The organism is Burkholderia sp. BCC0397 (genome assembly GCF_902832865.1).
Taxonomy (GTDB): Bacteria; Pseudomonadota; Gammaproteobacteria; order Burkholderiales; family Burkholderiaceae; genus Burkholderia.
This window is the reverse complement of sequence record NZ_CADFDL010000002.1, coordinates 225756-247942: the sequence shown is the minus strand read 5'-3', so window position 1 is coordinate 247942 and position 22187 is coordinate 225756. Positions and strand designations below refer to the sequence as shown.

Below are 22187 nucleotides of genomic sequence, written 5' to 3'. Positions count from 1 at the left end.
CGGAGGATGCATGGAGAGTGCGCCGGTGGTCGAGATGATCGGCATCGACAAGTCGTTTCCGGGCGTCAGCGCGCTGCAGCGCGTGGACTTCCGGCTGTTTCCGGGTGAGATCCACGCGCTGATGGGCCAGAACGGCGCGGGCAAGTCGACGCTGATCAACGTGCTCACCGGCGTGCATGCGCACGATGCCGGCGAGATTCGCGTCGGCGGCGCGCCGGTGAATTTCGCCGCGCCGCGCGAAGCCGAGGCGGCCGGCATTCAGACGCTGTATCAGGAAGTGAACCTGTGCGCGAACCTGTCGGTCGCGGAGAACATCTTCGCGGGCCGGCAGCCGATGCGGCGCGGTGCGATCGACTGGAACACGATCCATGCGCGCGCGCGGGCGTCGCTCGCCGAACTCGACCTGTCGCTCGACGTTACGCGCTCGCTCGACGCGTATCCGATCGCGGTGCAGCAGATGGTCGCGATCGCGCGTGCGGTGTCGGTCGACGCACGCGTGCTGATTCTCGACGAGCCGACCTCGAGCCTCGACGACGGCGAGGTCGCGCGGCTGTTCGACGTGCTGCGCCGGCTGAAGGCGTTGGGCATCGCGATCCTGTTCGTCACGCATTTTCTCGAGCAGACCTATGCGGTATCCGACCGGATCACCGTGATGCGCAACGGCGAGCGCGAAGGCGAGTACCTCGCGCGCGACCTGCCGGTCGACGCGCTGGTCGCGAAGATGACCGGCCGCGAGCGCATGTCCGACACGCTGCAGGCCGGCGCCGCGGCGGTCGAGCGTACCGCCGCGGCCGACGCGCCGTTCCTGTCGATGCAGCGGGTCGGCCGGCGCGGGATGATGAGTGCGCTTGATCTCGACGTGCGCCCCGGCGAGATCGTCGGGCTGGCCGGGCTGCTCGGCTCGGGCCGCACCGAAACCGCGCAACTGGCGTTCGCCGCGGCGCGCCCCGATACCGGCGCGATCGAGATCGACGGCGCGCGCAAGCGGCTTGCGTCGCCGCACGACGCGGTGCGCAACGGTATCGCGTACTGCCCGGAAGACCGCAAGAAGGAGGGCATCGTCGCCGCGCTGTCGATCCGCGAGAACATCATTCTCGCGCTGCAGGCGCGGCGCGGCTGGTGGCGGCTGATCGGGCGCGCACGCCAGCGCGAGATCGCCGACACGTATATCGCGCGGCTCGGCATCAAGGCGCGCGACGCGGAGCAGCCGATCGGGCTGCTGTCGGGCGGCAACCAGCAGAAGGTGCTGCTTGCGCGCTGGCTCGCGACGGACCCGAAGCTGCTGATTCTCGACGAGCCGACGCGCGGCATCGACGTCGCCGCGAAGTTCGACATCATGGAGCGGGTGCTGGCACTGTGCGCGCAGGGGCTCGCGATCCTGTTCATCTCGTCGGAGATCGGCGAGGTCGTACGCGTGAGCCACCGGATCGCGGTGCTGCGCGATCGCCGCAAGGTCGCGGAACTGAGCGGCGCCGATGCGTCCGAGGAGCAGGTTTACCGGTTGATCGCGGGAGGCCAGTCATGACGCAATTGCGCTCGCTGTTTCGTCATCCGCTCGCGTGGCCGGTGCTGACGCTCGCGCTGCTGTTCGCGCTGGACGTCGCGCATCGCCCGGGCTTCCTGTCGATCGCGCTGCTCGACGGCCACCTGTTCGGCGCGCCGATCGACATCCTGAACCGCGCGGCACCGCTCGTGATCGTGTCGCTCGGGATGACGCTCGTGATCGCGACGCGCGGGATCGACATCTCGGTCGGCGCGATCGTCGCGATCGCCGGCGCGGCGGCCGCGACCGTGCTCGAGGCGGACCCGTCGCAGGTCGGCGCGGCGCTGGCCGCCGCGCTCGGCGTCGGGCTGCTGGCCGGTGCGTGGAACGGGCTGCTCGTCGCATTCGTCGGGATGCAGCCGATCATCGCGACGCTGATCCTGATGGTGGCCGGGCGCGGCGTCGCGCAACTGCTGACGGGCGGGCAGATCATCCCGATCGGCGCGCCCGGCTACCTCGCGCTCGGCGGCGGCTATCTCGCGACCGTGCCGTGCGCGGTGTGGATCGCGCTTGCGACGATCGGTGCGACCGCGCTGCTGGTGAACCGCACGGCGCTCGGGCTGTTCATTCGCGCGATCGGCGTGAACCCGGTCGCGACGCGGCTCGTCGGGCTGCGCTCGGGCGCGGTCGTGTTCGGCGTGTATCTGTGCTCGGGCGTGATGTCGGCGCTCGCGGGCATTCTCGCGAGCTCGAACGTGCGCAGCGCCGACGGCAACAACGCGGGGCTGCTGCTCGAACTCGACGCGATCCTCGCGGTCACGCTCGGCGGCACGTCGCTGCTCGGCGGCCGCTTCAGCCTCGCGGGCTCGGTGCTCGGCGCGCTGATCATCCAGACGCTCACCTACACGACCTATTCGATCGGCGTGCCGCCGGAGGCGACGCTCGTCGTCAAGGCGGTCGTCGTGATCGTCGTGACGCTGATCCAGTCGGACGCGGCGCGGGCGCTGCTCGTGCGGCACGCGTCGCGGCTGCTGCCTTCCGCGCGATCGCGCGCCACCCCCACCGGAGCGACGCCGCGATGAACCGTTTCCTTGGCCGGCTCGCCGATCCGCGCACGCTGCCGATCGTCGTGACGATCGTGCTGTTCGTCGCGCTGTTCGGCTTCGGGTCCGTGATGTACACGGGCTTTTTCTCGATGCAGGTGCTGACCGGGCTGCTCGTCGACAACGCGTTTCTGCTGATCGTCGCGATCGGCATGACGTTCGTGATCGTGTCGGGCGGCATCGACCTGTCGGTCGGCTCGGTCGTTGCGCTGACAACGATCTTCTGTGCGGTCGGCGCCGAACGGCTGCACTGGCCCGTGTGGGTGATCGTGCCGCTGGTGCTCGCGTTCGGCGCGCTGTACGGTGCGGCGATGGGCGCGCTGATCCACTATTTCAGGTTGCAGCCGTTCATCGTCACGCTCGCCGGGATGTTTCTCGCACGCGGCGCCTGCTTCCTGATCACGACGCAGTCGATCACGATCAACGCGCCGGCGTTCCATGCGATTGCGGGCATCAGCGTGCCGGTCGGCGGCGGCATGCTGAGCGCCGGTGCGCTGATCGCGCTCGCGACGCTGGCCGTCGCGATCTACGTCGCGCATTTCACGCGCTTTGGCCGCAACGTGTATGCGGTCGGCGGCAACGAACGCTCGGCGCTGCTGATGGGCTTGCCGGTCGCGCGCACGAAGATCGGCGTCTACGCGCTGAGCGGCTTCTGTTCGGCGCTCGGCGGCGTGGTGTTTACGCTGTACGTGCTGTCGGGCTACGGGCTGCAGGCGCAGGGGATGGAGCTCGACGCGATCGCCGCGACCGTGATCGGCGGCACGCTGCTGACGGGCGGCGTGGGCTACGTGATCGGCTCGGTGTTCGGGGTCGGCATCCTCGGCACGATCCAGGTGCTGATCACGTTCGACGGCACGCTGAGTTCGTGGTGGACGCGGATCGTGATCGGCGCGCTGCTGTGCGTGTTCTGCGTGCTGCAGCGGGTCATCGAGCGGCACGCGACGCGGCGCCGCACCGGCGGCACGGGGCTCGGCGCGCAGCGGCCGACGCATGCTGCCGCCCCCGCGCGGCCGGCGCCGCCCGAAGAGGACATCGCGCTGGTATCGACGATGCGGCGGTCGTAGTGTGACCGCCTCCCTTGAGCGAGGAGAACGGCATGAAGCGCGATGACGTGACGACGGGCGTGGCCGAGGCGCTGGCCGTCGAGCGCGGCCGTCGGCCCCAGCTCGACCTGGGCGACGCGCGTGACTGCCGGATCGTGGCCGATGCGCTGCGGGTGCTGCTGCGCGAGCGCTCGGAAGCGCTGGCGTTCGCGATGCGCGTGGCCGACGAGCATGGCCGCCCGCGCCCGGATGCCGGCGAATTCGGCTTGACCGACATCATTCGGCTGGCCCGCGTGGTCGAGCGCGCCGATCGGCAGCGCGGGCGAACCGCGGTGGAATGATGCGCGCGGGCGCATGCCGGCCGCGTGCGGCGCTGCGCCGTCAGGCTGGCCCGGTCGCGTCCGTCTCGGTGTCGAACGACGTATCCGCGACGCGCGAGCGTTTCAGCGAGCCGGCCAGTTTTTCGATCGCGTGCAGGTCCAGCGCATCGAGGTGCTCGCGCATTTCCTGCACGAACGGCACATGGTCCGGCTCGTCCGCATACTGGCCGAGCCATTCCTCGATATCGGTCAGCCGGCCCTCGCTGGCGAGCGTGATCAACTCGGCGAGCGCATCGGCGGGCGGGCTGCGCATCGCGGGCGCGGCGCTGGCCGGTTCCGCTTCGTCGGCGGGATGAAACCGCCTGACGAGCCCCGACACCGGCGCGAGCGCATGACCGAGGGCCGGCGCGACGACCGCGAACGAGAACGTCGTGCCGCCCCCCGGCTGGCTCGCGACGGCCAGCTCGCCGCCCATCGCGGCGACGATGCGCTGCGCGATGAACAGGCCGAGTCCGGTGCCGCCGTTCACCGCCTGGACCTGCTGGTACGCGCGGAAGATGTCGGTGGTCGCGGTGATGTCGATGCCGATGCCCGTATCGGCGACCTCGAACAGCAGGCGCCATGCGTCGCCTTCGCGCGAAGCGTGAACCGACAGCGTGACCGTGCCGTCGCGCGTGAATTTCGATGCGTTGGACAGCAGGTTCAGCAGCACCTGCTGCAGCCGGATGCCGTCGATCAGCACCGTGCGCGGCAGCGGCGTGACCGGCCGGTAGACGAACCGGTTGTCCTGCTGCGCGCACAGCGCGAGCGCGTAGTGGCCGATGTCGTCCAGCAGCCCGGGCAGGTCGGTGCGGTCGGGCGCGACACCGAGCGGCTGAAGTTCGGCCTTCGTGAACGCGAGCAATTCGTCGATCAGCGCGAGCTGGTAGCGGATGCTGCGGTCGATCGACCGGATCAGCCGCGTCTGGCCGCGCGTCGCGCCTTGCAGCAGCAGCTTCGCATAACCGTTGATCGTCGACAGCGGCGCGCGCAGGTCGTGGCTGACATAACCGAGCGTTTCGATCTTCTGCTGCATGTGCGTTTTCGACTGCTGCAACGCATCGTTGAGCGCGACCGTGCGCCGCGCGACCTCGTCGCGCAGCCGGTCCTGCTCGGTGAGCTGCCAGTGTTCGAGCCGCTTGCGTGCCTCGGTGCGCTGCCGGCCCACGTGGTGAATCCACGCGGCGAGCACCAGCAGGTGCGTCGCGAGCCCGATGATCGCGATGACGGGGTTCGGATGGACGTCGGACCGGATCCACGACAGCACGGCCGGCAGCGCATCGCGGCCGTCGAGCATGCGGATCAGCATGTTGAACGTCGCGAACGCGACTGCGATCAGCATCACGCGGGCCGTCGGCGTGCGCCGGATCACGAGCATCATCGCGAGGCTGATGTTCACGATCGCGAGCACGGTGTTCAGCCACAGGCAGAACCACGCGAAGGTCGCCAGATCGCCGAACGCCGCGCCGGTTATCCCCGCGCATTCGAGCGCGAGAAACACCACGTACACCGCGCGCATCGGCATCTTCGCCTTCTCGCGATGCGCGACCATCAGGATGAACACGATGAAGCACGCGATGGACAGGTACGCGAAGATCGTTTCGCCGCGCGTCGACCATTCGCGCGCGCCGGGCGATACGAGCATCGCGAGATAGCCGCGGTACGCCGCTTCGAACAGCGCGGTGTTCAGGGTCAGTGCGGCCAGCACGTGGAACACGCCGCTGCGCGAGAAAAAGCCGATCAGCAGCGCGCACCAGACGAGTGCGAGCAGCCCGCCGAAGAACCCGAAGTTCCACATCGACGCGTGCAACTCCTGCGCGATCCACGCGTCGCGGGTGAACGCGGCCGGCGCAAGCCGCATTTCCTTGCGCGACGTGATGCGGATCAGCACCGGGAGCTGCTCGCCCGCGCGCAGCGTGACGTCGAGGGTCGGGTAGCGCGACGGCGCGTCGCGTGCGTCGCCGCGGTCGGTCGGGAAGCTGCGCTCGAGCATCCATTGGCCGTGCCGGCCGACATAGAAGTCGGCCCGGTCGACGCGCGCATCGCGAATCGCCAGCACCAGCGGGCGCGTCTCGCTGTCGCGGTTGACCAGCGTCGCGCGGACCCACCAGGCCGAGCGCGAAAACGTCACGTTGAACGCAGTGCGGGCCGTGGCGGCTGCGTGACGCGACGGCTCGGCGAGCCGGGCGGCGGCCTCGTCGACGGACAGCGTCGTGCCGACGTCTTCGAAAACCGATACGGCTTCGAGTTGCGCAGGATTCGGCGCTGTTTCGGCACGGGCCGTCGCGCACGTGACGGCCAGGGCCGCCAGAAGCAGGAGCATCGTGCGACATCCCGCCGCCCATGCCGCGGAGTGCCTACGCATCGCCGTGGCGCCCCCCCGGTGCGGCCGGCGCGTCGACCGCGTGGCGCTGGCGCCGCCAGTCGGACGGCGTGATGCCGAAGCGTTCGCGGAACGCCGTCGCGAAATTGCCGGGCGTGGAAAAGCCGATTTCCTCGGCGATGTCGCCGATCCCCATCGACGTTTCCGACAGGAAGTGCATCGCGGCGCGCAGCCGCGTGTCGCGCAGGTACTCGAAGACGGTCTGGCCGAGATGGTCGCGGAACACGCGCGAGAGCCGCTTTTCGTGCGTGCCGACCTGCTTCGCGAGATCCTCGAGGGCCGGCGGATGGCGCAGGTCGCGCAGCAGCACGTCGCTCGCCGCGCGCACGAGCGCCGCGTCGCGGTTGTCGGGCAATTCGGGCAGGTGCGCGAACGGCTGGCTGCGTCGCACGCGCTTCAGGTGATTGCGGATTCGCGCGATGACTTCCGCCGGTTCGAACGGCTTGACGATGTAGTCGATCGCGCCCGTTTCGAGCCCCGCGATCCGATCATCGAGATCGCCGGCGGCCGTCAGGATGATCACCGGAATGGATTGCGTCGATGGTGTGGACGCCAGCAGCCGGCTCGCGGCGAAACCGTCCATGCGCGGCATGCGGACGTCCATCAGGATCAGGTCGGGCGCGATGGCCTGCGCACGGTGATAGGCCTGCAGCCCGTCGAACGCGACGCTGATCCGGCACTGCGCGGTGCGCAGGATTTCGGTCAGGAGCCGCAGGTCGTTCGGGCGGTCGTCGACGATAAGAATATGTGCGCCAGCGAGATCCGGCGTGGTGCGTGGCGACGCCGAACTGGAGCGGGATGACATGGTTGCGAACGCGTTGGAAGGGAGGGGCCTGTCAGGTCGGAGGCATCGCTATCTGCACGATTGTTGCAAAAAATTATATGCCGACAACAGCGTCGATTGTGAGGATTCCGTGCGGCGCGTGGGGGCTTGTCGCATGGGCACCGCGGGTGCGCGGCGGTGTGGTCCGCCGTTCGGGAAAATGGGCCGGAAAAATGTGCCGAATCGATTTCGAAAATTACGGTCTTTATTTCCGGTTAAATGATTTCAAGCATGTAAATGGCCCGGATGATGAATTTATGCTTTCGGTGTCGAAATCCGATGGTGACGGCGTAAATCGAATTCCATGATTCCTTGTCGGTAGATTGAGTTTGATGTAATCCGGTCGGGTATTCCTCTTCCCGGAAAATCTGATTTCCTGAAAATGTGTATGAATGTAAATGCCGTCCGCTCCGGAAAAGGATTTTTCCGCTGCGGAAAAGGTTTGTTTGGACGAATGTCGGCACACTAGCCCCAGCGCGACTGGAGTCGGTTCTTTGGATGCTTCCGGTTGCCGTAAAAATTGCTGTCGCCGTCGCTTTCAGGGTAGCCGATATTCAATGTCACATTGGATGATGGCATTCCCGGATAATGAGACGGCGGTAACAAAAGAATAACGGGCACGAGGGTAATGCAAACGTCATAATTCGCGAAATTTTTCGATATACAAGATGAGTCGCGAAATGACGAGATGGGTCTGGGTGTGAGGCATCGGGCGAAAAGAAATCGTCAAGCAAATTCGATCGATTAATTCGGTGCCGGGGTCGTTCGGCGAGTGGCCGGTTTTTTTCCGGAAATCCGGAAAAGCCGGTTGCCGGCCGGACGGAAAGGGGTGAGTGACTTCGCGTGGGCCGCCGGGCGATTTGATCGATCCGGCGGCCGCGCGCGGTGCGCTATCGAATCAGGCGGATACGAAAAATATGAATACGACAAGCATGGCAGGTCAGGGCGTCGGGTCGATCGATCCGGTGCCGGCTGTCGGCGTCAGCGATCCGGCGGCGCATGCTTCAGACCCGGGGACTGCATGGCGCCTTTCGCCGCCTGAATGAAAGATGACGGGCCGCCCGCGATGCGGGCCGGCGTCCGTTCGTCCAGCGTCCGAGCGACGCTTTTCCGATGAGTTTCGACGTCGCCCTTCGGCGGGTGCGACGGTGTGCGCGCGTGCGGATTCGCGACGCGTCGTGCGCCATGTCGCCGCCGGGCAGGCGATGTCGACTTCCGTGAATCGATAACCGGCGATCGCCATCGCGCATCGTGCCGAACGGGCATGCGCGGCGATCGGTCGTGCGCTCGCGATATGGGTCGAGCGTGTCGGGCAATGCTGTTCGTAGTTTTTATTAGTAATACGAAGTGAGAAGCGGAGCGTCGCGAGGCAGGCGAAAGCGGAGAGGGTCCGCGCTTCGCCTGACGCCGCGTTCGCTGTTGCGTCATCCAGCACATGAGAACCGAGGGAACACAAGATGAACAAGTCGTTCAAGTCGATCTGGAACGAAGCATTGGGGGCCTGGGTTGCGGCTTCGGAGCTTGACCGGGCGCGCGGCAAGCGTGTGGCGTCGTCGCGCCACGCGGCGGCGCATGCCGCGAGCGCGGGCGGTTCGACACACGCGGGCATGCCTTCGCCGCGGCGGCTCGCCATGCTGATGGCGTCCGCGTATCTCGCGCTGTTCCATGTGGGCGCCCATGCGCAGTACGCGCCGGATGGCGGTACTGCGTCGGGCGGTGTGACGGCGATCTCGATCGGCCTCGGTTCGACTGCCGCGCAGCAGAATTCCACCGCGCTGGGCAACCTGTCGACGGCGCAAGGCGTGTCGGCCACGGCGCTGGGCCCGGGCGCGCATGCGATGGCTGACGCGTCGACGGCGGTCGGCATCAACTCGCAGGCGACCGGCATCAACAGCTCGGCGCTCGGCGTGCAGGCGATTGGTTCGGGTGCCTATTCGGTCGCGATCGGCAACCTGTCGAGCGCGACCCAAAGCGGCTCGGTGGCGATGGGCAGCGGCGCGGCGGCGACCGGTGTTTCCGCAGTGGGGTTGGGCAATAACGCGCTGGCATCCGGCCAGTATGCGGCCGCGCTGGGTCTCGGCGCGAGCGCGGCCGGCGCGCAGAGCGTCGCGCTCGGCTATGCGACGCATGCGACCGATACGGGCGCGGTTGCTGTCGGCAATCAGGCGACGAGTACCGGCGCGGCAGGCGTGGCCGTCGGCAGCGGTGCACTGGCGACCGGTAATTCCGGCGTCGCGATGGGTGTCAACAGCGGCGCGAAGGGCACCTCGTCGATTGCGATCGGCTGGGGCGGCACCGCGGGTGTGCCTGGGTCGGGCACGCAGTCGCTCGGCACGAGTTCGATCGCGATGGGCTCGAACACGAGTGCCGGCGCGGACAATGCGCTGGCATTCGGCCTGAATGCGAATGCGTCGGGTCTCAGTTCGATCGCGATGGGCGTGCAGTCGACCGCGACGCAGCAGTTCGCGATTGCGCTCGGCAATCTCGCGCTCGGCAGCGGCGTATCCGCGACCGCGCTGGGCCCCGGCGCGACGGCGTCGGCCACGAATGCGACGGCGGTCGGCATCAACAGTGTCGCGGCGGCGAGTTCGACCGTGGCGATCGGCGATTCCAACTCGGTTGCCGCGGCGGCAGGGGCGGGTTCTGTCGCGGGCGGTTACGGCTCGAAGGTGCTGGGCGGTATCGGCGCCGTCGCGCTCGGCTTCGGCCAGACGGTGAGCGGCAACGGCGCGGTGGCGATCGGCGATCCGAGCACCGCGATCGGCACCGGCGCGGTCACGATGGGGTCGAACAACACCGCGAACGGCGACGGTGCGGTCGCGATCGGCAATACCAACAACGCGCAGGGCACGGGTTCGCTGGCGCTCGGCAACACGTCGACGGCAGCGGCGGCGGGGGCGGTCGCGTTCGGCGCATCGGCCGTGGCCAACAACGCAAACGATGTCGCGCTCGGCTCGGGATCGACGACGGCCGCGCCGAATCCGACGGCCAGCGCGGTCATCGGCGGCGTCACGTACAACTTCAACGGCATCAACCCGACCAGCGTCGTCAGTGTCGGTAAAGCAGGCAGCGAGCGCCAGATCACCAACGTCGCGGCCGGGCGCATCGATTCGTCGAGCACGGATGCGATCAACGGGTCGCAACTCGCCGCGACGAACACGGCGCTCGATTCGCTGTCGACGTCGACGGCGTCGAGCATCACGTCGTTGTCGACCGGGGTTTCGTCGTTGTCGACGGGGCTCAGTTCGACCAATAGTTCGGTGACGTCGTTGTCCACCTCGACGTCGACCGGTATCAGTTCGCTGTCGACCGGTTTGAGTTCGACCAATAGTTCGATGACGTCGCTGTCCACGTCGACGTCGACCGGTATCAGTTCGTTGTCGACCGGTTTGAGTTCGACCAATAGTTCGGTAACGTCGTTGTCCACGTCGACATCGACGGGCATCAGTTCGCTGTCCACCGGCCTGAGTTCGACCAACAGCTCGGTGACGTCGCTGTCGACCTCCACATCGACGGGCCTGTCGTCGGCCAATAGTTCGATCACGTCGTTGTCCACGTCGACCTCGACGGGCATCAGTTCGCTGTCGACCGGCCTGAGTTCGACAAACAGCACGGTGACGTCGCTGTCGACCTCCACATCGACGGGCCTGTCGTCGGCCAATAGTTCGATCACGTCGTTGTCCACCTCGACCTCGACGGGCATCAGTTCGTTGTCCACAGGGTTGAGCTCGACCGACAGCAGGGTCACGTCGCTGTCGACGTCCACATCGACGGGCCTGTCGTCGGCCAATAGTTCGATCACGTCGCTGTCCACGTCGACGTCTACGGGTATCGGCTCGCTGTCCACCGGCCTGAGCTCGACGAACAGCTCGGTGACGTCGTTGTCCACGTCGACATCGACGGTCGTCGGCTCGTTGTCGACCGGCCTGAGTTCGACCAATAGCTCGGTGACGTCATTGTCCACGTCGACGTCGACGGGCATCAGCTCGCTGTCAACTGGCCTGAGCTCGACCAACAGCACGGTGACGTCGCTGTCGACTTCAACGTCGACGGGCATCAGCTCGCTGTCAACTGGCCTGAGCTCGACCAACAGCACGGTGACGTCACTGTCGACTTCAACGTCGACGGGCATCAGTTCACTGTCCACCGGCCTGAGTTCGACGAACAGCAACCTGACCTCGCTGTCCACGTCGACATCGACCGTCGTCGGCTCGCTGTCCACCGGCTTGAGTTCGACCAACAGCTCGATCACGTCGCTGTCCACGTCGACGTCGACGATCGTCGGCTCGCTGTCCACCGGCCTGAGCTCGACGAACAGCAACCTGACTTCGCTGTCGACCGCCACGTCGACCGGGATCAGTTCGCTGTCGACGGGCCTGAGCTCGATCGCGAACAACAACACGAACCTCGGCAACAGCACGGCCGGCGCGATCGGCGGCGGCGCCACCTACGATCCGACTACCGGCGCGATCTCGGCGCCGTCGTACGTGACGTACAACAGCGACGGCTCGACGACGATCAACAACAACGTCGGCTCGGCGATCGACAACATCAACGCGAAGGGCATCAAGTACTTCCACGCGAACTCGACCGCGCCGGACAGCCAGGCGGTGGGCGTCGACAGCGTGGCGATCGGCCCGAACGCGATCTCGAAGGTGGACGGCAGCATCGCGCTCGGCTCGGGCTCGGTGGCCGACCGCGCGACGGTGCCGGCGTCCGGGATCATCCGCAACGGCACCGCGTCGATCCCGTTCAACACGACCGACCAGACGCTGCTCGGCGCGGTGTCGGTCGGCGATGCGACGAGCAAGACGTACCGCCAGATCACCAACGTAGCCGACGGCACCGGCCAGCAGGACGCGGTGACGGTGCGCCAGCTGACCGGCGCGCTGCAATCGTTCGCGGTCACGGGCCAGAAGTACTTCCACGCGAATTCGACGGCGGCGGACTCGCTCGCCGTCGGTGCGGATTCGGTCGCGGTCGGGCCGACGACGGTCGTCAACGGCGACAACGGCGTGGGCATCGGCAACGGCGCGATCGTCGACCAGACCGCGCCGGGCGGGGTCGCGATCGGCCAGGCGGCGAGTTCCGCGCAAGCCGACGCAATCGCACTCGGCAGCGGCGCGACGGCGACCGGCGCGCAGTCGGTCGCGCAGGGCGCCAACGCGGTGGCAGTCAGCGTGGGCAGCGTCGCGCTCGGCTCGGGTGCGCGCAGCACGGCGACCGATGCGCTCGCGCTCGGCGCCGGTGCGTCGGCGACGTTCGCGAACAGCGTGGCGCTCGGCGCCGGTTCGCTGACCACGGTCGGCGCGCTGACCAACTACGTCGCGTACGGGCTGAGCAGCCCGCAGTCGTCGGCCGGCGAAGTGAACATCGGCAATCGCCAGATCACCGGGCTGGCCGCCGGCAAGAGCGGCACCGACGCGGTGAACGTATCGCAGCTCGATTCGGTCGCGAATCAGTTGACGACGCTGATCGACCAGCGCACGAGCAACCTCGGCGGGCAGTACACGACGAACCCGAACGGCGCGAACGTGCCGCCGGGCTCGACCGGCCCGAATTCGTCGGCGGGCGGTTCGGGGGCGGTCGCATCGGGCTCGAACAGCACGGCGGTCGGCAACAGTTCGCTCGCGTCGGGCAACGGCTCCACCGCGATCGGTGTGGGCTCGACGGCATCGGGCAACAACTCGGCCGCGATCGGCACGGGCAGCAACGACGGCGGTCGCTCGAACGTGGTTGCGGTCGGCTCGGCGGATTCGGCGCGGCAGGTCGTGAACGTCGCGGCCGGTACGCAGGGCACCGACGCGGTGAACGTGAACCAGTTGAATGCGGTGTCGAACCAGTTCACGCAGTCGCTGAACACGGTCAACAACCAGCTCACGCAGATGCAGCAGCAGATCCAGCAAACGGATTCGATGGCCCGCGAGGGGATCGCCGCGACCGCCGCGATGGCGTCGATCCCGCACATGGACCGCGATTCGAACTTCGCGATGGGGGTCGGCACGGCGACGTTCCAGGGCCAGAAGGCCATGGCGGTCGGCGCGCAGGCGCGCATCACGGAGAACCTGAAGGCGACGCTGAACGGCGGCTTCGCAGGCAGCCAGCGCGTCGTCGGCGCGGGCATGCTGTATCAGTGGAAGTGATCGCGCGCAGCGGTTCGTTCCGGCACGCGTGGCCGGAGCGGACCGCGCCGAACGCAAACGCAAACGCATGCGCGTGCGGCTGCGCCGCACGCTGCGCCCATCGCATTCTCGGAGTCATCAAGTGAAAAACATCCATCTTGCCCTGCTGGCGTCCGTCGTTTCCCTCACGGCCTGTTCGAGTGCGTCGGGGCCGACGTACAACGCCTACGAACTGCAGTCGCGAAACGGCATCCGGACGTTCCAGGTCGACTGCCACGGCATCCTGTCGACCGCGAAGACCTGCATGAAGGTCGCGACGCGCATGTGCGGCAACGAGCCCGTGCGCCTGGTCGACACCACCACGCCGTACCGCGACGGCGCCGATCCGCATTCGATCGTGTTCCAGTGCGGTGCGGCGCCCGCGCCGGCCGCCGCGGCCGTCGCGCCGGCGCCCGCGCCGGTCGAGAAGGTGAGCCTGACCGGCGATGCGTATTTCGCGACCGACTCGGCCGTGCTGACGCCCGCGGCCACCGCCGCGCTCGACACGCTGCTGAACCAGCAGGCCGACCGGCATTTCGCGCGCGTGGAAGTGGACGGCTATACCGACGCGACCGGTTCGGATGCGCACAATCAGGCGCTGTCGAAGCGTCGGGCGAATGCCGTCGCCGGGTATTTGCGCGAGCACGGGCTGAAAGCGGATGCGTTTGCCGCGACCGGTCACGGGGAAGCCAATCCGGCGGCGTCGAACGATACCGCCGAAGGGCGCGCGCGCAATCGTCGTGTGGAAATCTCGCTGCAGAAGTAGGACGCTGCGACCGGGTTGCCGCAGGCGTAGCCGCCGAAGCGGGGCGGCTCGCTTGCGGCAACGATGCTCGACGCAGACCGCGGCGGCGCGAAAGGCCCGTCGCGGCGTGCGCATGCGGTGTCCGTCGCGTGGACGACGAGGCCGCCGCGCGGCGGCTTGCGTCGGCACGCGGATCGCCATCCGCACCGGGCCGTGGATCGGCGCTCAGTGCCTGATCACGCAGACGGCCACGATCTCGTATCCCGGGTCGGCATGCGCGCTCGCGACTTTCTCTGCTTCGTCATACGAACCAAAGGATGCGGCGTCTTCGATGGCCGGCGCCATGCCGATATCGCCGTCCTCGGCGGTGCACAGGAACTGCTCGCCGGTCTTCACGACATAGATGGACGTCAAGGTTCCCTCCATGGTTTGCAGGGGGAAGTTTCAGTCTAGCAGGCAGGAACGAAGTCGGCGGCCGACGCGAATCCCGGCCGTCAAGCGGGGCCGGTTTGTCGATTCGGCCTGCCGTGAAGGGCCGGATTCGCGGCCGTGGGCCGGCGTGGACCGGCGAGCGCGCGGCGCGGCCGTGACGCGCGGGAGAGCAGAAAGCCGTGCACAATACGCGCATGCGCGCCCCCGATCTTGAATGCCTTGTCGCCGTCACCATGCCCTTCGGAAAGTACCAGGGCCGACTCATTGCCGACCTGCCCGGACCTTATCTCAACTGGATGGCTCGCGAAGGGTTCCCGCGCGGCGAACTCGGCCGCCAGCTCGCGCTGATGCACGAGATCGACCATAACGGCTTGCGGCACCTGCTGGAGCCGCTGCGCAAACCCGGGTAGCGCGGCATCGCGCCCGGCCGGTCGCCCAGCGCGTTGACTGCAACGCGGCGATGTCGTGCGCGCTCGAGCGCGGCGTCACATGCCGCGGTGCGGACGAAAAACCAATCTCGTCGACCCGAAGCCAGGCGTGATCTGGAGCGCTTTAACGCATTCGTCCGTTCATGGAAAACTGTATGAATATACAGTATAGTATCCGTCGAACCCGGGCCGCGCGGGCATCACTTGTCGCGGCCCGCGCCGCGCCTGCGGGCATCCGCCGCAGCGTTTCGGCACCGTGAATTCCGGCTAACTCATTCAGACGGGCAGGCAAATTGTCATCCAGCAATCTGATCCGCATTCGCGGAGCACGTCAGCACAACCTCAAGAATCTCGATCTCGACCTGCGCACCGGCGAAATGACGGTCGTGACCGGCCCGTCGGGCTCCGGCAAGTCGAGTCTCGTGTTCGACACGCTGTACGCGGAAGGCCAGCGGCGCTACGTCGAAACGTTCAGCGCATACGCGCGGCAGTTCCTCGACCGGATGGATCGCCCGCAGGTCGACCGCGTCGACGGCGTGCCGCCCGCGATCGCGATCGACCAGACCAACCCGGTTCGCAGCTCGCGGTCGACCGTCGGCACGATGACCGAGCTGAACGACCACCTGAAGCTGCTGTACGCGCGCGCGGCCGAGCTGTTCGACCGCCAGACCGCGCGGCAGGTGCGGCACGACACGCCTGAAACGATCTACGCGGAGCTCGTCGCGCGTACGCAGGCCGACGATCCGCGCGTCGTCGTCACGTTCCCGGTCGAATTGCCGGAAGCGGTGTCCGACGAGGAAATCGCGCAGTGGCTGTCGGCGAGCGGCTACACGCGCGTGCAGGCGCAGCGCGAAGTCGCGTCGCCCACCGGGCCGCGCAAGGTGCTCGACGTGGTGGCCGACCGTTTCCGCGTGCAGCAGGCCGACAAGGTGCGGGTGGTCGAGGCGATCGAGGCGTCGCTGAAGCGCGGCGGCGGCCGCGTGAACGTGTACGTGCTGGCGCCGGACGCGGAAAACGCCACCGCCGAGCCGCAGGTGTGGCGCTTCTCCACCGGCTTGCACGATCCCGACAGCGACCTGCGCTACGCGGAGCCGCAAGCCGCGCTGTTCTCGTTCAACTCGGCGTACGGCGCGTGCGAAACCTGCCGCGGCTTCGGCCGCGTGATCGGCGTCGATCTCGGCCTCGTGATTCCCGACGCGCGCAAGACGCTGCGCGGCGGCGCGATCAAGCCGATGCAGACGCCCGCGTGGAAAGAGTGTCAGGACGACCTGATGCGCTATGCGGCGAAGGCCGGCATTCGCCGCGACGTGGCGTGGTCCGAGCTGACGGATGCCGAGCGCGACTGGGTCGTCAACGGTTCGCCGGACTGGAACGGCAAGTGGCAGAGCCAGTGGTACGGCGTGAAGCGCTTCTTCGGCTACCTCGAATCGAAAGCGTACAAGATGCATATCCGCGTGCTGCTGTCGAAATACCGCAGCTACACGCCATGCGACGTGTGCGGCGGCGCGCGCCTGAAGACGGAATCGCTGCAATGGCGGCTCGGCTCGAAGGAGAATGCCGACGGCGTGCTCGCGCCGGCCGATCGCTTCATGCCGCGCGGCGTCGACTGGAGCCGCGCGCAGCTCGAAGCGCTGCCGGGCCTGACCGTGCACGACCTGATGCTGCTGCCGATCGAGCGCATCCGGCGCTTCTTCGACGAAATCGTGCTGCCGAGCGCGCTGCTCGACGATGCATTGAAGCTGCTGCTCGCCGAAGTGCGCACACGCCTGAAATACCTGTGCGACGTCGGGCTCGGCTACCTGACGCTCGACCGGCAGAGCCGCACGCTGTCGGGCGGCGAGGTGCAGCGGATCAACCTGACGACGGCGCTCGGCACGTCCCTCACGAAAACCCTGTTCGTGCTCGACGAGCCGAGCATCGGGCTGCATCCGCGCGATCTCACGCGGATCGTCGAGGCGATGCAACGGCTGCGCGACGCGGGCAACACGCTGGTCGTCGTCGAGCACGATCCGTCGGTGATGCTCGCGGCCGATCGGTTGATCGACATGGGCCCCGGCCCGGGCGAACGCGGCGGCACGATCGTCTATGACGGCACGCCGGGCGACATCCGTTCGGCGCCCACGCTGACGGGCGAGTATCTCGGCGGCCGCAAGCAGGTCGCGCACGCGTCGAACTGGCAGCGCCGCGTGGTCGACGCCAACACGCCGCGCATCGTGCTCGAAGGCGCGACCGAGCATAACCTGCGCGACGTCACGGTCGAGATTCCGCTGCAGCGGCTCGTGTGCGTGACGGGCGTATCCGGCTCCGGCAAATCCACGCTACTGCAGGACGTGCTGTACCCGGCGATGGCGCGGCACCACGGCAAGGCGACCGAATCGCCGGGCGCGTTCCGCAGCCTGACGGGCGCCGACCAGGTCGGCGACGTCGTGTTCGTCGACCAGTCGCCGATCGGCAAGACCACGCGCTCGAACCCGGCCAGCTACGTCGGCGCGTTCGACGAAATCCGCAAGCTGTTCGCGAAGGCGCCGCTCGCGCTGCAGCGCGGCTACGGCGCCGGCACATTCAGCTTCAACTCGGGCGACGGCCGTTGCCCGACCTGCGGCGGCTCGGGCTTCGAGCACATCGAAATGCAGTTCCTGAGCGACGTCTACCTGCGTTGCCCCGATTGCGACGGCAGCCGCTATCGCGCCGAAATTCTCGAAGTGCGCATCGAGCGCGACGGCCGCGCGCTGAACATCGCCGACGTGCTCGACCTGACCGTCAGCGAAGCGGCCGCGTTCTTCGCGACCGATGCCGAGGTGTTGCGCGTGCTGCAGCCGATCGTCGACGTCGGCCTCGAATACGTGAAGCTCGGCCAGCCGGTGCCGACGCTGTCGGGCGGCGAAGCGCAGCGCCTGAAGCTCGCCGGTTTCCTCGCCGAGTCGGCGGCGGCGGCCAACGGGCGCCGGGTCGCGACGGAAGAGGCGCGCATCGCGCGCGCGAAGCTGTTCATGTTCGACGAGCCGACCACCGGGCTGCACTTCGACGACATCGCGAAGCTGATGCAGGCGTTCGGCAAGCTGCTCGCGGCCGGCCATTCGCTGATCGTGATCGAACACAACCTCGACGTGATCCGCGCGGCCGACTGGCTGATCGATCTCGGCCCGGAAGGCGGCGACGGCGGCGGCCTCGTGTTGTGCGCGGGCACGCCGGACGACGTGAAGGCCTGCGCCGAATCGCATACCGGCGTGGCGCTGCTGCAGTACGATCACGCGATGGATGGCGAAGCGGCGGTGGCCGACGAAGGCGCGCCGCTGCAGGCCGTGCTGAACGCGGCGCGCGCGCGCCGTGCGATCGAGGGCGAGGACGTCGTGCGGATCGTCAACGCGCGCGAGCACAACCTGAAGTCGCTCGACGTCGACATCCCGCACGGCAAGTTCAACGTGATCACCGGCGTGTCGGGGTCCGGCAAGTCGACGCTTGCGTTCGACATCCTGTTCCACGAAGGCCAGCGCCGCTATCTCGAATCGTTGAACGCATATGCGCGCTCGATCGTGCAGCCGGCCGGCCGCCCCGAGGTCGACGCGGTGTACGGCATTCCGCCGACCGTCGCGATCGAGCAGCGGCTGTCGCGCGGCGGGCGCAAGAGCACGGTCGCGACCACGTCCGAGGTGTGGCACTTCCTGCGGCTGCTGTACGTGAAGCTCGGGCTGCAGCACTGTATCCACGACGGCACGCCGGTCACGTCGCAATCCGTCGAATCGATCGCCGCGCAACTGCTGCGCGATCATCGCGGCGAACACGTCGGGCTGCTCGCGCCGCTCGTCGTCAACCGCAAGGGCGTGTATACGGATCTCGCGAAGTGGGCGAAGGCGCGCGGCAGCACGCATCTGCGCGTCGACGGCGAGTTCGTCACGGTCGATCCGTGGCCGAAGCTCGACCGCTTCCGTGAGCACACGATCGAATTGCCGGTGGCCGATCTCGTCGTGTCGCCGGACAACGAGGCCGAGTTGCGGCGCAGTCTCGACGAGACGCTCGAGCTCGGCAAGGGCGTGATGCACCTGCTCGCGCCGCTCGACGGGCTGCACGATGCGATGCGGAACGAGCATTCGACCGCGCGGGTCGGCGCGGTCAAGGTGCTGTCGGTCAAGCGTGCGTGCCCGGTGTGCGGCACGAGCTACCCGGAGCTCGACCCGCGGATGTTCTCGTACAACAGCAAGCACGGCTGGTGCACGACCTGCGTCGGCACCGGCGTCACGCTCACGCGCGAACAGCGCGCCGCGTACGACGACACGGTGCTGGCCGAGGACGGCCGCGGCCGCGAGCAAACCTTGCCGTCGGACGAGCAGGAGCCGGAAGGCGTCGGCAACGAGCCGTGCCCGGATTGCCACGGCACGCGGCTGAACCCGTCGGCGCGCGCGGTCACGTTCGACGCGCATCCGATCGTCGAGGTCGCGCAATGGACGGTGTCCGATACGCGCCGCTGGATCGATACGCTCGAACTGACCGGCCGCGACGCGCAGATCGCGCGCGACATCGTCAGCGAGATCGGCAGCCGCCTCGCGTTCCTCGAGGAAGTCGGGCTCGGCTACCTGAGCCTCGACCGCGCGGCGCCGAGCCTGTCGGGCGGCGAAGCGCAGCGTATCCGGCTAGCCGCGCAGCTCGGCAGCAACCTGCAGGGCGTCTGCTACGTGCTCGACGAGCCGACGATCGGCCTGCATTCGCGCGACAATCAGATTCTGCTCGACGCATTGCGCAAGCTTGGCGACAAGGGCAACACGCTGGTCGTCGTCGAGCATGACGAGGACACGATCCGCCGCGCGGATCACATCATCGACGTCGGCCCGGGCGCCGGCAAGCGCGGCGGCACGCTGGTCGCGCAGGGCGCGGTCGCCGATCTCGCCGCACAGGCCGATTCGGTGACGGGGCGCCTGCTCGCGCAGCCGATGCTGCACCCGCTGCAGCCGCGCCGCAGCGTGAGCCTGCCGGGCAAGAAGGGCGGGGCGGCCGTGCCGGAAGCCTGGCTGACCGTGCATGGCGCCCGGCTGCACAACCTGCGCGACGTCACGGTCGGCATTCCGCTCGCGCGGCTCGTCGCGGTGACGGGTGTCAGCGGCTCGGGCAAATCGACGCTCGCGCGCGACGTGCTGATGACGAACCTGCTCGACGCGGTTGGCCGCTCGGTACTGTCGTCGCCGGCCACGCGGCGTGCGCGCAAGGCTGCGCAGCAGGACGCGCCGGCCGCCAACCGCCGCTCGAGCGTGCTCGCGCGCAGCGCACCGCGGCCGTCGCTGAACGTCACGCATGCGTGGCAGGGCTGCGAGTCGCTGAGCGGCTGGGAGCAGATCGATCGCGTGCTCGAGGTCGACCAGACGCCGATCGGCAAGACGCCGCGTTCGTGCCCGGCCACCTATATCGGCGTGTGGGACACCATCCGCAAGCTGTTCGCCGATACGCTCGAAGCGCGCGCACGCGGCTATACGGCATCGCGTTTCTCGTTCAATACCGGCGACGGGCGCTGCCCGGCCTGCGAAGGGCAAGGCGTGCGCACGATCGGCATGAGCTTCCTGCCCGACGTGAAGGTGCCGTGCGACGTGTGCCACGGGCAGCGCTTCAATCCGGAAACGCTCGCCGTCACGTGGCGCGGCCGGAACATCGGCGACGTGCTGACGATGGAGATCGACGAGGCGGTGGAATTCTTCGCGCCGATTTCGAACATCGCGCATCCGCTGCAATTGATGAAGGATGTCGGGCTCGGCTATCTGACGCTCGGCCAGCCGTCGCCGACGCTGTCCGGCGGCGAAGCGCAGCGCATCAAGCTCGTCACCGAGCTGACGAAGGTGCGCGACGACATCACGCGGCGCGGCCAGAAGGCGCCGCACACGCTGTACGTGCTCGACGAACCGACGGTCGGCCTGCACATGGCGGACGTCGCGAAGCTGATTCGCGTGCTGCACCGGTTAGTGGATGCGGGGCATAGCGTCGTCGTGATCGAGCATGACCTCGACGTGATCGCGGAAGCCGACTGGATCATCGATCTCGGGCCGGAAGGCGGCGTGGGCGGCGGCACGATCGTCGCGGCGGCGTCGCCGGAAGCGCTCGCGCAGGTGAAGGCAAGCCATACCGGGCAGGCGCTGAAGCCGGTGCTGGCGCGAACGGCCAGCGAAGGCGCCGAAGCGGAGCAGCAGGGCGCGGCGCGGGTCGGCTGAACGCGGTGCTTCCGGCGAGCGGCCCCGGTGCCTCATGAGGCATCGGGGCCGCTCCTGGTTCGTCATTCGTCGTTCATGTCGACGCCGCTCATTCCCCCTTCACGCCGATCGTCTCGATGATGGTCTCTAGTTGCGGGCTCATCGGCAGGTTGAGACTCAAGCCCGACGGAAGCGGACGCAGGAACCAGCGCTTGTATTGACGTGCGATCTCGCCATCGGCGGCCAGTTCCTGGAGCGTGCTTTTCACGAGCTGCGCAAGCTGTGGATCGTCCTTGCGGAACATGATTCCGTACGGGTCGTAGGACAGGAAGTCGCCCACCACGTCGTACTGGCCGCCCTTGGCCGCATTTTCGGCGATCAGGCCATACAGCAGCACGTCGTCCGTCGCGAACGCGTCGGCGCCGCCGTTCGCGACGAGCGCGAAGCCCTGCGCATGGTCCGGCACCACCTGTAGCTGGATCCCGAGCCTGAACCGTTCGTTCAGGTCGCGCAGCGCCTTCTCGTTGGTCGTACCGGCCGTCACCGCGACTTTCTTGCCCGCGAGATCGCGGAACGAGTGGATCGGCGCGCCTCGTTTCACCATCACCTTCGTGCCGGCCACGAAGATGATCGGCGAGAACGCCACGCGCTTCTGGCGCTCGAGGTTGCTGGTCGTGGAACCGCATTCCAGATCGACCTTCCCGCTGACCACCGCGTCGATGCGATTGTCGGACGTGACCGGCACCCAGCGGATCGTCAGGCTCCGGTTGATCGCATCCTCGATCGACGATACGAGCGCCTTGCACAGCTCGATCGAATAGCCGATCGGCTGGTTGCGCGCGTTCAGGTACGAGAACGGGATCGACGCGTCGCGATAGCCGAGCGCGATCGTGCCGCTGCCGCGCACCTTCGCGAGCGTGCCGGTCAGTTGGGCCGGCACGAAGGGCTCGACGCGCGGCTGCGTCGACGGCGCATCTTCCGCGCGCGCGGCCGCGCCCGTGGCGAGCAGGCCCGCGAGCGCGAGCGCACGCCAGAATCGCTGCATCTTCATCGCCGAGCC

General features: G+C 67.9%; 14 protein-coding genes. 9 read left to right on the top strand and 5 right to left on the bottom strand.

Translation table 11 applies throughout. The annotated features are described in order from the left end of the window. The first annotated feature begins 10 nt into the window (after positions 1-10). The 4 genes from HWX03_RS06195 to HWX03_RS06180 are packed head-to-tail and all read left to right on the top strand — an operon-like array spanning position 11 to position 3970. Positions 11-1525: a sugar ABC transporter ATP-binding protein gene (locus tag HWX03_RS06195; protein ID WP_175870682.1), complete on the top strand. Its 1515-nt coding sequence runs from the start codon at positions 11-13 to the stop codon at positions 1523-1525. After that, positions 1522-2565, top strand: coding sequence for an ABC transporter permease (locus HWX03_RS06190; RefSeq protein ID WP_175870681.1), 1044 nt, complete (start codon positions 1522-1524; stop codon positions 2563-2565). The genes HWX03_RS06195 and HWX03_RS06190 overlap by 4 nt, the downstream gene beginning before the upstream one ends. Further along, positions 2562-3650, top strand: coding sequence for a galactofuranose ABC transporter, permease protein YjfF (gene yjfF, locus HWX03_RS06185; RefSeq protein ID WP_174432622.1), 1089 nt, complete (start codon positions 2562-2564; stop codon positions 3648-3650). Before HWX03_RS06190 ends, yjfF begins: the two co-directional genes overlap by 4 nt. Positions 3651-3682: 32 nt before the next feature. Beyond that, entirely contained in the window at positions 3683-3970 is a 288-nt protein-coding gene (locus HWX03_RS06180) for a hypothetical protein (protein ID WP_174432621.1), read from the top strand. A 40-nt stretch (positions 3971-4010) separates the two neighbouring features. On the opposite strand, the gene HWX03_RS06175 is transcribed toward HWX03_RS06180, so the two are convergent. Then, positions 4011-6353: a sensor histidine kinase gene (locus HWX03_RS06175; RefSeq protein WP_175870680.1), complete on the bottom strand. Its 2343-nt coding sequence runs from the start codon at positions 6351-6353 to the stop codon at positions 4011-4013. Further along, the gene (locus tag HWX03_RS06170) at positions 6346-7176 is read right to left on the bottom strand and encodes a response regulator (protein WP_174432619.1); all 831 of its coding nucleotides are present in this window, start codon (positions 7174-7176) and stop codon (positions 6346-6348) included. The genes HWX03_RS06175 and HWX03_RS06170 overlap by 8 nt, the downstream gene beginning before the upstream one ends. Here HWX03_RS06170 and HWX03_RS06165 point away from each other — a divergent pair. After that, positions 7170-7502 (top strand): hypothetical protein, encoded by a 333-nt coding sequence (locus HWX03_RS06165; RefSeq protein WP_175870679.1) that lies wholly within the window; start codon positions 7170-7172, stop codon positions 7500-7502. The genes HWX03_RS06170 and HWX03_RS06165 overlap by 7 nt on opposite strands. 632 nt (positions 7503-8134) lie before the next feature. Here HWX03_RS06165 and HWX03_RS06160 read toward each other — a convergent pair. After that, positions 8135-8668: a hypothetical protein gene (locus HWX03_RS06160; RefSeq protein ID WP_244132587.1), complete on the bottom strand. Its 534-nt coding sequence runs from the start codon at positions 8666-8668 to the stop codon at positions 8135-8137. Between HWX03_RS06160 and HWX03_RS37190 the strand changes: the two genes are divergently transcribed. After that, positions 8652-13337, top strand: a complete 4686-nt coding sequence (locus HWX03_RS37190; RefSeq protein WP_175870678.1) for a YadA-like family protein — start codon at positions 8652-8654, stop codon at positions 13335-13337. The genes HWX03_RS06160 and HWX03_RS37190 overlap by 17 nt on opposite strands. Before the next feature lie 121 nt (positions 13338-13458). Next, entirely contained in the window at positions 13459-14121 is a 663-nt protein-coding gene (locus HWX03_RS06150; protein ID WP_175870677.1) for an OmpA family protein, read from the top strand. A 204-nt stretch (positions 14122-14325) separates the two neighbouring features. On the opposite strand, the gene HWX03_RS06145 is transcribed toward HWX03_RS06150, so the two are convergent. Next, positions 14326-14514, bottom strand: coding sequence for a hypothetical protein (locus tag HWX03_RS06145; protein ID WP_175820956.1), 189 nt, complete (start codon positions 14512-14514; stop codon positions 14326-14328). A 212-nt stretch (positions 14515-14726) separates the two neighbouring features. On the opposite strand from HWX03_RS06145, the gene HWX03_RS06140 reads away from it, so the two are divergent. Then, entirely contained in the window at positions 14727-14942 is a 216-nt protein-coding gene (locus HWX03_RS06140) for a DUF3820 family protein (RefSeq protein ID WP_175870676.1), read from the top strand. Between the two features lie 311 nt (positions 14943-15253). Next, positions 15254-21148, top strand: coding sequence for an excinuclease ABC subunit UvrA (gene uvrA / locus HWX03_RS06135; protein ID WP_175870675.1), 5895 nt, complete (start codon positions 15254-15256; stop codon positions 21146-21148). Positions 21149-21236: 88 nt separating this feature from the next. Here the strand turns inward: uvrA and HWX03_RS06130 are convergent, their stop codons facing one another. Continuing rightward, positions 21237-22178 (bottom strand): amino acid ABC transporter substrate-binding protein, encoded by a 942-nt coding sequence (locus tag HWX03_RS06130; RefSeq protein ID WP_175870674.1) that lies wholly within the window; start codon positions 22176-22178, stop codon positions 21237-21239. Between the last annotated feature and the right edge of the window lie 9 nt (positions 22179-22187).

Bases quoted from the DNA above. Each gene is read 5' to 3' on its own strand.
- HWX03_RS06180 (WP_174432621.1), top strand. From the start codon at position 3,683: ATGAAGCGCGATGACGTGACGACGGGCGTGGCCGAGGCGCTGGCCGTC.
- HWX03_RS37190 (WP_175870678.1), top strand. From the start codon at position 8,652: ATGAACAAGTCGTTCAAGTCGATCTGGAACGAAGCATTGGGGGCCTGG.
- HWX03_RS06170 (WP_174432619.1), bottom strand. From the start codon at position 7,176: ATGTCATCCCGCTCCAGTTCGGCGTCGCCACGCACCACGCCGGATCTC.
- yjfF (WP_174432622.1), top strand. From the start codon at position 2,562: ATGAACCGTTTCCTTGGCCGGCTCGCCGATCCGCGCACGCTGCCGATC.
- HWX03_RS06175 (WP_175870680.1), bottom strand. From the start codon at position 6,353: ATGCGTAGGCACTCCGCGGCATGGGCGGCGGGATGTCGCACGATGCTC.
- HWX03_RS06130 (WP_175870674.1), bottom strand. From the start codon at position 22,178: ATGAAGATGCAGCGATTCTGGCGTGCGCTCGCGCTCGCGGGCCTGCTC.
- HWX03_RS06165 (WP_175870679.1), top strand. From the start codon at position 7,170: ATGACATGGTTGCGAACGCGTTGGAAGGGAGGGGCCTGTCAGGTCGGA.
- HWX03_RS06190 (WP_175870681.1), top strand. From the start codon at position 1,522: ATGACGCAATTGCGCTCGCTGTTTCGTCATCCGCTCGCGTGGCCGGTG.
- HWX03_RS06195 (WP_175870682.1), top strand. From the start codon at position 11: ATGGAGAGTGCGCCGGTGGTCGAGATGATCGGCATCGACAAGTCGTTT.
- HWX03_RS06140 (WP_175870676.1), top strand. From the start codon at position 14,727: ATGCGCGCCCCCGATCTTGAATGCCTTGTCGCCGTCACCATGCCCTTC.